Raw genomic sequence first — 12,489 nt, forward strand, 5'->3', positions numbered from 1 at the left:
CTGTTTTCACGCTGCTTGGAAGCCGGAACTCCTTATTTTCTCATAAAACCTTTAATTGCTTCCATATCCCAGCGTTCCATTCGAGAGGCGAAAACGATATCCATCATTTGTAAACTATCTTTTTCAAGTGAAAAAAAGCGATATTCCTCGTGTTCATCAGATAGTACGATTTCTCCTTCTTCTGGCATCTCTACTAAATAAATAACCCCAGTAATTTGGTATTCCTCATGAAAAAATTCCCATGTATCATACAAAATAAATGGTTGGACTTGTAATTTGGTTTCTTCATAAACTTCTCTAAAAAGTGCTTCCCCGTGTGTTTCACCGTAATTCATCCGGCCACCTGGAAGTTCAAAAACCTCTCCTTCTACGCCTTTCTTTTTAAGTGCGAGAAATTTTCCGTCTTTTACGATGACTGCTTTTACGGCAGGATATATAGGTTTCATTTTACAAAAGCCTCCTTATCATTTAAGATAAACATGATTTATCTGTTCTTTATTTTACCCGGTTCGGTAGATAAAAGCCAGTGTCATAAGGAGGTTTCACAAAAGTGAAGAAGATTACACCAAAAGCAATGTGCGCTTGGATCCCTAAACGAGAAGATGAAACACATAAGGGCGATTATGGTCGCGTGTTAATTGTCGCTGGTAACAAACAATTTGGTGGCGCTGCAATCATGGCAGCAGAAGCCTGTGTCAAAAGTGGAGCTGGCTTAACTACGGTTGCCTCAGATAGCGTTAACCGTCCTGCCTTGCAAACGCGTATTCCAGAATGTATGTTTATTGATTATGAAAACATCACTAGTTTAAGTGATCAGCTTAGCCAGTTCGATACCATTTTAATTGGCCCAGGTCTTGGCTTAGATGCTCATGCGGAAGAAATTTTCCGATTAGTGTTACAAAAAGCTACCGACAAGCAACAAATAATTATCGATGGCGATGGTATTACAATTTTCGCCAAAGGAGGCATCCCTCATCCAGCTGCTGGTTTAACTTTCACACCACATGCCGGGGAATGGGAGCGACTAAAAGCGCTAGCCCCTGAAGCACAAACAACTACCGAAATCGCAAACACGCTAGATGCCACGCTTGTACTAAAAGGGCACCGGACAAAAGTGTATGCTGGCGAATCAGCATGGCAAAATATTTATGGCACTCCCGCAATGGCAACCGGCGGAATGGGCGATACACTCGCAGGAACAATTTGTGGTTTAATGGCGCAAACAGAAAAACCAATTATTGGCACACTTGCTGCTGTTTTTCTTCATAGCTATATTGGAGAAATTCTCGCGAAGAAACGTTATGTCGTGCTTCCAACAGAAATCGCCGAAGAACTACCAACTTACTTAAAAATTTTTAGCGAAACAGACGAACATGCTTAAAGAAGAAGCAGCCTCCTTTTACTGGAAGCTGCTTCTTTTATGCTACTTTTTGAAATCGTTTCGTCCATAATGCTAGTTTTCTGCCCCAAAGGAAATAACAACCAATCGAACAGAATACGACTGCATTTCCAATTAAAAATCCAGCAACTACATCACTTGGAAAATGAACACCTAGATATACGCGAGAGTACATCACAAAGCTGACAATCGAAAGTGCTAAAATCGCAATCATTATTTGCAACCATTTTTTACTCACATAAAGAATCAAGAAAAAAGCAAGCATGCCGTAAAAAACAGTCGAACCTGTTGCGTGACCGCTCGGAAAACTAAAACCACTTTGTTCAATAAGCTTAAATGTTGGCCTTGGACGTTGAACGATATTTTTAATAATGGATGGAATCACCGCGCCACCAACCAATACTGTAACGCCAAACCAAATCGCAATATCGACTTTTCGCAGCAACAGTAAGCAAATAACAACAAGCACTGTTAAAATACAAATCGTCGCTACTCCACCAATATCCGTTAAGTAAGAAATAATCATTGTTTTGGTGTCTGTAATCCCAACTCGAATAACACTATTCCAGTAATTATCAAATGTGTGTATCCAATTGGCCTTAGTCATAACTCCTGACATAAAAAGAATAAATCCAAGAAGACCTATGCCGCTAATAATAAATGGTGTTTTTTTCATACAATCCTCCTAGCGTATTCTTAATTTTTGACGCAATCTCGTTCCACGTGGTCCAAACAATTTGTCGGACAAGTGTAGCTTGAATGCCATATAACCGTAAAAAATCGCACCAATTCCTCCACAAATCGCTGTCAGCAAGAAGGCAGACATTTTATGGTTTGGACTAATAAAGTTAGCTAGTCCCATATAAAGGCAAATAACTCCCCCCCCCATCACTGCAGTCATTCCGAAGAACAATACCGTTCGCCGTAAAATGACTTTGAAGGAAAAACGAACATATTTTTTAATAATAAGTAACATGAAAACACATGAAACAGCATAGCCAGCCCCCGTTGCAAGAATCGATCCTTTTGCTTCAAACAACATAATAAGTGGCATTTGTAACACCGATTTTGTAAGCAACCCTAATAATAAACCAAGTACGGTAAAGCGTTGTTCATCAATCCCTTGAAGCACTGCCGCCGAAACACTGAATAGCGAAAATAAAACGGCAATTGGCGCAAATAATTGCAAAAGTTCTGTTCCATCATTACTCGGCGCAAAAAATACCGTAAACAGTGGCCGAGCAAGCATAGCAATTCCAAAACAAGCTGGAATGGTTAGGAATAATAAGATTTGGAAAACGTCATTTAATTGTCTTTTTACTTGAGCATATTCTCTTCGAACATAAGCTCCAGTGACTAACGGAACCAGTGCCATCGAAAAAGCAATCGCGAGTGTTCCTGGAATCATAATTAGTTTTTGCACATCAAAGTTAATGATTGCTACATAAGAATTAACCATCTCTGGCGTTATTCCAATATATTCAAGTACACGTCCTAACGTAAATTGGTCAATTAATTGATAAAGTGATGTAGCCGATCCAACAATAATAAAAGGAATAGCTGATAGAATAATATCTTTATAAAGTGTAGGAATAGAAATATGGACTGTTCCACGGTCTTCTAAAAGCATCCGGTCAAGTCCCGGTTTCCGTTTATAAAAATACCAAAGTAATAAAATCAAACTAGCGAATGCACCAACAAATGCGGAGAATGTCGCTACACTAACGGCAGTAACCACATTTCCATCAAGCACATACATCACAATAAATGTCCCAGAAAGCAAGAACATAATCCGGACAACTTGCTCTAATACTTGAGATACAGCAGAAGGTCCCATCGAATTATAACCTTGGAAAAATCCGCGCAACAAGCTCATGACTGGAATGATAAGTAAGGCAAAACTTACAGCTCGTATAACCTGAATCCCATCTTCTAAACTATAGCCGCCTTCCAGTTGTTGCATCTTAGCAAGTGTTGGTGCAAGTCCGTACATCGCTAAGAAACAAATAATCCCTGAGAAAATCATTAAGTAAACGCCCGTTCTAAACAAACGTCGTCCTACCGCATATTCTTCCATGGCATTGTATTTTGCTATATATTTTGCAACAGCAAGTGGTATCCCAGCAGTTGCAACACTTAAGAATAATTGATACGGTACATAACCAAAATTATATAGAAGTGCTGGTTCATCTCCTCCAATAATCGCATAAAACGGAATCACGTACAATATTCCAAGCACTTTAGAAATTAATGTTCCTAGTGTCAGAATAAAAGTTCCTCTGAGCAGTTTTGAACCCATCGTCTAACTTCCTTTACATTAAATTATACATCCTTGTTTACTTTACCATTATCTGTTTTAAAAAAAAAGAACAAACCTAAATAAATATTGGCTTGTTCGTTACAAAACGTTTAATTCAAATGAAGTTTCTGACGTATTTTTTGCATCCGATCACCAAGAATATAGTCGAGCAAGCCAGCCTTCGCAGCTAGAAATGCGTAAATATAAGCTCCTCCCCCAGCAGAGATAATAACGATAATCAAAGCAGGAAATCTTGCCGCTGGATTTAAAAATAAAGCTAAGCCGTGATAGACGAGCCAAACAACTGCCAACATCACAAAGCTTATAGCTAAAATCAACAGAAGACGGCGAATAATGTATTTAAAGGAATAATTCGCATACTTTTTAATGATACAAATAGTAAAGACAACAGAAACAATATAACCAAGCCCCGTTGCAAGTGCACCACCTTTTGCACCAAGAAGTAAAATAAGTGGCATTTGTAACACTGATTTCGTTAATAAACCTAGCAATAAACTAAGTACCGTATAGCGCTGTTCATCAATTCCTTGCAAAATAGCCGCCGTGACGCTAAATAAGGAAAAGAAAATAGCAAATGGAGCAAAAAAGCTAAGTAACATCGCCCCATCAGCATTATGTCCATAAAAGATTGTATAAAGCGGATCAGCTAATAAGGCAATTCCTAAGCAAGCTGGTACAACAAGAAATAGTAACACTTGAAAAACAGCTGTTAAATAATGGTGTACTTCTCGCGTTTTCCCTTTATTAAATGAAGCAGCTACTAAAGGTACAAGTGTCATGGAAAATGCGAGAGCTAATGTCCCAGGAATCATGATGATTTTTTGAACTGAAAAGTTAAATATCGACAATAAGTCTTCTGCTGCTTTTCCAGCCATTCCGTCATAAGTCAACACTCGAGCAAATGTAAATAAATCAATTTGTTGATAAAGTGACATTGCCATACCAACAATAATAAAAGGAATAGCTGATATCGAAATTTCTTTTAGCAAATGAAGCGTCGACACTTGCAAACGATTGTCACTTGTTGCAATCATTTTTTGAATTCCAGGTCGACGTTTTTTATAATACCAAATAAGGCAAATTAAACTAAAGAAGGCTCCAACAAAAGCCGCAAATGTAGCTAAACTCATCGCTGTTACAAGCGTACCGCCAATTAAATGTAATACTATATAGGTACTAGCAAGTAAAAACACAATTCTCGCTACTTGCTCAATAACTTGTGATACTGCAGATGGCCCCATCGAATGAAATCCTTGGAAATAACCGCGCAGTAAGCTCATCACCGGAATTATAAGTAGCGCAAAACTAACCGCCCGAATCACGCTAGTAATATCTTCTATACTAGTTCCCCCGCTGACCTCTTGCATCCCTGCTAAAACAGGAGCAAAAATATACATCACTAAAAAACTAGCAATTCCTGTAAAAAGCATTAAATAGCTACTTGATTTATACAATCTTTGACTTAGTGCATACTCATTTAATGAATTATATTTTGAAATGTACTTGGCAACTGCAAGCGGAACACCGGCTGTCGCAATATTTAAGAATATTTGGTATGGAACATAGCCATATTGATAAAGAATAGTCGCTTCTTCCCCACCTGCTATCCAGTAAAACGGTATCACATAAAGGATTCCTAATATTTTAGACAGCAAAGTTCCAACTGTTAGCACGGCCGTTCCTCGCATTAATTTTGAACTCATAATTTATATTACCTCTATTGATTTTTTCTTTAAAGTCTCTCTTTTTATGTTTAATATGTAAAAATCACGCAATGGCTACTTTTATTTCATTCTTCTGAGATTTAAAATACAAGATACACTCAAAGCAAGTAGCACTGCTGGTAATATAAGGGAAATAAAGTTCATGCCTGTATTAATCAGCGATAAAATAATCCCTAAAATAGTGAATGCAACGTAAAAATAATAAACTAAAGGAGTGACAATAATACCCTTCCTAAGTTTGACAAAAGATAAAAATAGCATAATGGTAATTGCCACACCCACTACTGCCATAATCGTAGTTGTCATTATCGTATTTTGGATAAGAGCAGTTACACTTGCATTTGCAAGCACTTCTTTTTTTTGTTGTAATGAAAAAAGACTTACAATCGAAATAGTACTTAAAATAGCTTGGATAGTGGATATGATTGCAATCCCCAAGGTGATATTTTTGGTGTTATTCAGCATTCTAGCATGTTCTGGTTTTACTTCAACAGACATTCCTACAACTCCTCTTTATCAATCTATACACCAGACTTTACCATATTTAAAGAGAAATTGTAAGTAGTATTTATATTTCGATAGGAACATTTGCTGCCTTTTGTAAAAAGTTCCCAAGCTCTGTTTTCTTTTTATCATGTAGCATTTGAACCACTTTACTCCCGATAATAACGCCATCACAAATTGCCGCAAATTTTTCTACATGTGCTATGGATGAAACACCAAATCCTGCTAGTACCGGAACCGGGCTAATACTTTTTAAATAAGCTAAATGCTCATCAATATGTGTATCAAATTCACTTCTAACTCCCGTTGTCCCGTTGACTGTCACAGCATAAATAAATCCTTCTGCTTGTTCCGCAATTTCCGCGAGCCGTTCTTTTGGGCTAGTGAGTGATACCAGCGGGATAAGTGCAATATCAGTGCCATTGATTTCCGGGGTGATGAGATTTTGATGTTCATATGGTAAATCAGGAATAATGAGCCCTTTAACAGGCGTTTCTTGAAGCAATTCGACAAACTTAGGAATTCCTAAATGAAAAATTGGATTAATATAGCTCATAATAATTAGTGGAACTTGAACTTTACTTGTAGCTAATTGCGTTAAAATTGCTTCCAAACTAATTTTTTCTTTTAGAGCGCGCAAACCAGCCAGTTGAATAACCGGCCCATCTGCTACTGGATCAGAAAAAGGAATTCCAATTTCAATCGCGCTCACTCCTGATTCTTCTAGGAATAGTAACTGCTCTTCTAAATGTTCTAAACCACCATCTCCGCCCATAATATAAGTAACAATGGCGGGATTCCCTGGGTTTTTAGTGATTTTTTCCGTTAATGTTTTAGTCATTCTTTTTCCCCTCCAACCGTTCTTTTAATTGATTAACATCTTTGTCGCCGCGTCCAGATAAACATACAATCATGCTTTCTTCTGGGTGCATTGTAGCAGCTAGTTTAACTGCATAGCTAATCGCATGGGAGCTTTCTAGTGCTGGGATAATTCCTTCCGTACGACATAATAATTGAAAAGCTTCTACTGCCTCATCATCTGTTACAGAATGGTATTCAGCCCGACCGATATCTCGGAAAAAGCTATGTTCTGGTCCGATTCCCGGGTAGTCTAGTCCTGCCGAAATGGAGAAGGCTTCGAGAATTTGACCATTTTCATCTTGTAAAACATCCATCATCGCACCGTGCAAAATGCCGATTTCCCCTTTCGTAATCGTTGCAGCATGAAATTCTGTCTCGAGACCGTGTCCAGCTGCTTCAACCCCGTGCATCTGAACCGCTTTATCTTCCACAAAAGGATGGAATAACCCCATTGCATTACTTCCACCACCCACACAAGCAACAATTGCTTCCGGTAGTTTTCCTTCCACTTCTAAATGTTGTTTCCGTGCTTCGGTCCCGATAACACTTTGATAATCGCGAACAATTTCTGGAAATGGATGTGGTCCAAGAACAGATCCCATAATATAATGAGTATCTTCTACATTTGCCACCCAGAATCGTAAAGCTTCATTTACTGCATCTTTGAGCGTTCGACTTCCCGCTTTGACACTTACTACTTTTGCGCCAAGTAGTTCCATTCTGAACACATTAAGCGATTGTCGTTTCACATCTTCTTCTCCCATAAAAATAGTACATTCCATATTGAATAGTGCTGCTACCGTTGCAGTTGCAACACCATGTTGTCCGGCTCCTGTTTCTGCAACTACTTTTTGTTTGCCCATTTGTCTTGCTAACAATGCTTGGCCGATAGTGTTATTGATTTTGTGCGCACCGGTATGATTTAAGTCCTCTCGTTTCAAATAAATCTTTGCTCCACCTGCATGTGCGGTTAATTGTTCTGCAAAATAAAGCGGTGTTTCTCGACCGACATATTCTTTTAAATAGTAGTTTAATTCTTTTTGAAAAGCTGGATCCGTTTTAGAAACTTTATAGGCTTCTTCTAGCTCTTTTACTGCTTTCATCAATGTTTCGGGTACAAATCTTCCACCAAATCTTCCGTAAAAGCCATTTTCATCAGGGGCCTTGTAATTCATAATACATCGTCTCCTTTTGCTGTTTTAATGAAGTTTTTAATTTTTTCTGGATCTTTTTCTCCTGCTGTTTCCACTCCCGAAGAGATATCGACCGCGAATGGCGCAAAACGAGCAATGGCTTCTGTTACATTCGTATTGTTCAGCCCGCCTGCTATAATTAATTTTTCCTTTGTAAGTAAGTTGGCATTTATTTTTTCCCAATCAAATGTTTTCCCGCTTCCGCCTTCATATTCCTCAGCAGGCGCATCAAGTAGGATATAAGCATGAGGATAATCCTTTATATTATTTGGAAGTTCTCCATTTTTAATAGGAAAGGCCTTTATTACCTCTACATCTGTTCGATTTGCTTGCTCCGGAGATTCTTGTCCGTGGAGCTGAATGATATCTAACGGAACTTTTTGGATTGCTTCGATTAATTCTTCTTCAGTTGGATTGACGAAAACCCCAACTTTTTTTACGGAAGCAGGAATTTGTTGAGCTAGTTGGTGGGCTTCTTCAATAGAAACTTGTCGTCTACTTTTAGCAAAAACAAAGCCAATCATATCCGCTCCATTATCAACTGCCGCTTTTACATCAGCGTCTTTTTTTAAACCACAAATTTTTACTATCATCGTCTCACCTTCAACTTTCTTGCCGCTATTTCTGGTGTCTTTTCTCGCATAAGCGCTTCTCCAACAAGAACGGCATTATAGTGTTTTTTCACTCGTGCGACATCTCTTGCATTCCTAAATCCTGATTCACTAATAAAACAAGCATCTGTGATAAAACCCTCCACGAGCGTCTCACTCACCGCAATATCCACTTCAAATGTATGCAAATTCCGATTGTTGATTCCAATTAATTGCGCACCAATTTTTTGTGCGATAGCTAACTCTTCCGCATCATGTACTTCCACTAATACTTCCAAATCAAGGGACAAAGCCTTATTAAAAAGTGCTTTAAGTGTTTCCGAGTCTAGCGCCGAAATAATTAGCAATACCACAGTTGCCCCAGCATTTCTGGCACGAATTAATTGTTTTTCGCTAATAATAAAGTCTTTACATAACACTGGAATAGTTACATTTTGAGCAACTTCTCGCAAATCTTCTATGGAGCCTTTAAAGAAAATGGGATCTGTTAAAACAGAAATCATCCCAGCACCTGCTGCTTCATAAGCCTTTGCTTGGGTGACCGGATTTACACCCATATTTATTTCTCCTTTTGACGGGGAAGCTCGTTTCACCTCTGAAATTAATTGCATTTCCTTCGTATTGGCTTTTAAAAACTCATAAAATGAATAAGTTTTGCGTTTTTTTAACAACTTTTCGTTTGGCATCTCGGCCACCTCTAAAGCTTTTTGCGCTAAAATTTCTTCTAAAAATGTCATTTTGCTAGCACCTCTTTCTGACAAAGGATTAAATCTGTTAACTTCTGTTTGGCAGCCCCACTTTCGATTAATTCACGTGCTAGATTAACACCATTTTCCACTGTTTCTACCTTACCATTTGCAAACAAGCCAAAACCTGCATTTAATAGCACGGTATCAAGATAGGGCCCCTTTTCACCGTCAAGTACATGTCGCAAGATTTCCGCATTTTCTTTTGCATCCCCGCCACGAATAGCATCTAGTGGATAAATATCTAAACCAACTTCCATTGGATTTAATGTATGGAGACTAACCGAACCATTTTCATATAAAGCGTAATGATTTTCACCAGCTAGAGAAGCTTCATCCATAAAACCAGCACCATTAAGAACTAATGCACGTTTTCGGCCAAGTTGCCCTAATACTTCGGCCGTTTGTCCAATTAAATCACGGCGATAAATACCCATTAATTGTGTTTCCAGATGCACCGGATTGGTTAGCGGTCCAATTAAATTAAAAATAGTTGGGGTTCCCAGTTCTTTTCTCACATCCATAACATATTTCATATTCGGATGGACATGGGGGGCAAATAGAAAAGCAATGCCTACATTTTCAAGTAAATAAGTCATATCTTCAGGGCACATATTAATATCAATTCCTAATTCTTGACAAACATCTGCGCTACCAGAACGGCTAGAAATGCTTCTATTACCATGTTTTGCTACAGGAATCCCTGCAGCTGCAAGTACAAAAGCAGAAGTGGTACTTATGTTAAAACTATTAGATTTATCCCCACCGGTTCCACAATTGTCCATCGCTGTCCCTGCTTTAAATTCTACTTGAATAGCTACTTTTTGCATCGCTTCAGCAATACCAGCCATTTCTTCTGCGGTTTCACCTTTATTTTTAAGTGCCATTAAAAATGCTGCTATTTTAGTTTTTGAAAGTCGTCCTTCAAAAATTTCCATTGCTACCATATTCATTTCTTCTTTAGATAAGTTTTGTTGGTCATATACTTTGTGTAATAATTTTTCCATTTCCATCCACCCTTTCCACTATTGTAACGAAATTCTTAATCATTTGTTTTCCATCCACTGTCCCAATCGATTCTGGATGAAATTGCAACCCGTAAACCGGATAATTTTTCAGCTTCATCGCCATCACTTCCTGATCATCCGTCGCAACTGCTAATACCTCTAGATTCGTCGGTAAATTATTTTTATCTACTATTAAAGAATGATAGCGCATAATAGGAATTTCTTTAGGTAAACCCGCAAAAATCGCCCCTGCTGTTTGTCGCATAGTTGATACTTTGCCATGTCTAATTTTTTCGGCTTGTTTTACTTCTCCACCGAACACTTCGCCAATCGCTTGATGTCCTAAACAAATTCCAAGTAATGGCTTTTGTTTGGCAAAATTTGTTACAACTGTTTCTAGAAGACCTGCCTCACTTGGCTTCCCAGGCCCAGGCGAAAGAACGATTCCGTCTGCTTGGTCTGCAACTTCCAACAAATCAGGCGCATCATTACGTTTCACTACAACCTCGCAATATTCTGCTAAGTACTGCTCTAAATTAAAAGTAAACGAATCATAATTATCAACTAGTAAAATCATTCTCCCACCTCCAAAAGCGCTTTTGCTTTTTGCAATGTCTCTAAATACTCACTTTCTGGATCCGAATCATAAACAATTCCTGCACCAGCCTGAACATAAGCTTTTCCAGCATGTAACACCATCGTTCTAATCGAAAGAGCAAAATCACAATCACCATTTTTAGTTAAATAGCCAACTGCCCCCGCATAAGGTCCACGTTTCACATTTTCCCATTCATAAATTCGCTGCATTGCTCTGATTTTTGGTGCACCACTTACGGTTCCTGCTGGAAGTGTGGACCGAAGCGCATCCATTGCTGTGAGCTCCGGTTTTAATGTTCCTTCTACTACCGAAACAAGATGCATTAAGAAACGGTACCTTTCAATCGTCAGGTAAACGGGTACTTCTACAGAGCCAGTTACAGCAATTTTGCCAATGTCATTTCTACCTAAATCTACTAACATCCGGTGCTCTGCCAGTTCTTTTTCATCCGCTAATAATTCCGCTGCAAGTTGTTCATCTTCTTGCTTTGTAGCCCCGCGTTTTCTTGTACCCGCGATTGGATTGGTAATCACTCGCTGACCTTTTGTTTTAATTAAACTTTCAGGAGATGAACCAATTAAAACGGTATCACCAAAATCAATAAAATAAAGATATGGAGACGGGTTCAGCAAGCGCAACTTCCGGTAATAATCAAACGGAGAAGTGGTAAAATCTGCTTCAAGTCGTTGCGAAAGGACTACTTGAAAAAAGTCCCCCTCTTGAATATGTCTTTTTGCTTGTTGTACTAAATCGATATATTCTTGCTTTGTATAATTACTTTTATAAGTCATTTTCGCTACATGTACTGGATCGTGCTCTCTCTTTTTAGGTGTTACTAGTTGCTGCTCCATTTGTTGAAGAGCTTCCTCTAGTTCTGCCTCCGATCTGCCGGAATAGCAATTGTCTTGCACTAATATCAACTCTTCCGCTTGATGATCGATAATAACAAAAGTTTCATATACATAAAAACGAATATCAGGCATGTCACGGTTTTCTGTTGGAATGGTACCTAGGTCCTCATATAAAGCAATCACATCGTAACCAACATAGCCAATTGCACCTGAATCAAGTGGTAATTCTATCTCATTTACTTTCGCTTTCTGAATAAATGTTTCCATCTCTTTTAAAGGGTCTGCTACCTTTTTATGTTTTCCATCTAAATAGTAATCATTTTGATAGACTTTTATTTCATGGACAGGATTTACAGCAATAATAGAATAGCGTCCTGCGTCCACATCTTTTGCCGCTCCTTCTAGTAAACTCTTCCCTTGTCCTTCTAACCTTTGAAATGCTAATATCGCAGTTAACGTATCGGCATCCATTTTTTTGAATTTTCTCATCTAGCTCATTCCTCTCTTAATGAAAATAAAAAAAGCCCTCTGAAAAAGCGCAAAATGATGCTTTTTCAGAGGACGAGTTATCGCGGTGCCACCTCATGTTAGGAGAAAACCTCCTATCTCAGTGCTGATGATTCAGCTGCTCGATAACGGGAGCTCCCGTTTACCCCTACTACTTGTTTCAAGGTA

13 protein-coding genes and 1 other annotated feature (1 of these 14 cut by a window edge) are annotated in these 12,489 nt (G+C 38.5%); of the genes, 1 reads left to right on the forward strand and 12 read right to left on the reverse strand.

Annotated features, from left to right (window positions below; translation table 11 throughout):
* Positions 1-32: 32 nt before the first annotated feature.
* Positions 33-446, reverse strand: coding sequence for an NUDIX hydrolase (locus tag CKV67_RS08155; protein ID WP_014092978.1), 414 nt, complete (start codon positions 444-446; stop codon positions 33-35).
* A gap of 104 nt (positions 447-550) precedes the next feature.
* Here CKV67_RS08155 and CKV67_RS08160 point away from each other — a divergent pair, with 104 nt between their 5' ends.
* Complete coding sequence (locus CKV67_RS08160; protein WP_014092979.1) at positions 551-1,381, forward strand: NAD(P)H-hydrate dehydratase; 831 nt, start codon at positions 551-553, stop codon at positions 1,379-1,381.
* Between the two features lie 37 nt (positions 1,382-1,418).
* Here CKV67_RS08160 and CKV67_RS08165 read toward each other — a convergent pair whose 3' ends face one another.
* The 11 genes from CKV67_RS08165 to trpE all read right to left on the reverse strand — a co-directional run bounded on the left by CKV67_RS08165 (position 1,419) and on the right by trpE (position 12,303).
* A complete protein-coding gene (locus tag CKV67_RS08165; protein WP_025279968.1) occupies positions 1,419-2,075 on the reverse strand; it encodes a phosphatase PAP2 family protein in 657 nt (218 codons plus the stop codon).
* A 9-nt stretch (positions 2,076-2,084) separates the two neighbouring features.
* Entirely contained in the window at positions 2,085-3,698 is a 1,614-nt protein-coding gene (locus tag CKV67_RS08170) for a putative polysaccharide biosynthesis protein (RefSeq protein WP_014092981.1), read from the reverse strand.
* 110 nt (positions 3,699-3,808) lie between these two features.
* Positions 3,809-5,422, reverse strand: a complete 1,614-nt coding sequence (locus CKV67_RS08175; protein ID WP_014092982.1) for a putative polysaccharide biosynthesis protein — start codon at positions 5,420-5,422, stop codon at positions 3,809-3,811.
* Positions 5,423-5,503: 81 nt separating this feature from the next.
* Entirely contained in the window at positions 5,504-5,941 is a 438-nt protein-coding gene (locus CKV67_RS08180; RefSeq protein ID WP_003719924.1) for a hypothetical protein, read from the reverse strand.
* Positions 5,942-6,011: 70 nt separating this feature from the next.
* Positions 6,012-6,788: a tryptophan synthase subunit alpha gene (gene trpA / locus CKV67_RS08185; protein ID WP_014092983.1), complete on the reverse strand. Its 777-nt coding sequence runs from the start codon at positions 6,786-6,788 to the stop codon at positions 6,012-6,014.
* Positions 6,781-7,983, reverse strand: a complete 1,203-nt coding sequence (trpB, locus tag CKV67_RS08190; protein ID WP_014092984.1) for a tryptophan synthase subunit beta — start codon at positions 7,981-7,983, stop codon at positions 6,781-6,783. The genes trpA and trpB overlap by 8 nt, the downstream gene beginning before the upstream one ends.
* Positions 7,980-8,594, reverse strand: a complete 615-nt coding sequence (locus CKV67_RS08195; RefSeq protein WP_014092985.1) for a phosphoribosylanthranilate isomerase — start codon at positions 8,592-8,594, stop codon at positions 7,980-7,982. Before CKV67_RS08195 ends, trpB begins: the two co-directional genes overlap by 4 nt.
* Entirely contained in the window at positions 8,591-9,349 is a 759-nt protein-coding gene (gene trpC, locus CKV67_RS08200; protein WP_025279969.1) for an indole-3-glycerol phosphate synthase TrpC, read from the reverse strand. The genes CKV67_RS08195 and trpC overlap by 4 nt, the downstream gene beginning before the upstream one ends.
* The gene (gene trpD / locus CKV67_RS08205) at positions 9,346-10,365 is read right to left on the reverse strand and encodes an anthranilate phosphoribosyltransferase (RefSeq protein WP_014092987.1); all 1,020 of its coding nucleotides are present in this window, start codon (positions 10,363-10,365) and stop codon (positions 9,346-9,348) included. Before trpD ends, trpC begins: the two co-directional genes overlap by 4 nt.
* Positions 10,337-10,942, reverse strand: a complete 606-nt coding sequence (locus tag CKV67_RS08210; protein ID WP_014092988.1) for an anthranilate synthase component II — start codon at positions 10,940-10,942, stop codon at positions 10,337-10,339. The genes trpD and CKV67_RS08210 overlap by 29 nt, the downstream gene beginning before the upstream one ends.
* Positions 10,939-12,303: an anthranilate synthase component I gene (gene trpE / locus CKV67_RS08215; RefSeq protein ID WP_014092989.1), complete on the reverse strand. Its 1,365-nt coding sequence runs from the start codon at positions 12,301-12,303 to the stop codon at positions 10,939-10,941. Before trpE ends, CKV67_RS08210 begins: the two co-directional genes overlap by 4 nt.
* 65 nt (positions 12,304-12,368) lie before the next feature.
* Positions 12,369-12,489: a binding site (T-box leader), on the reverse strand; it runs 105 nt beyond the window's last position.

Origin of the sequence: Listeria ivanovii subsp. ivanovii (assembly GCF_900187025.1) — a bacterium.
GTDB lineage: Bacteria > Bacillota > Bacilli > Lactobacillales > Listeriaceae > Listeria > Listeria ivanovii.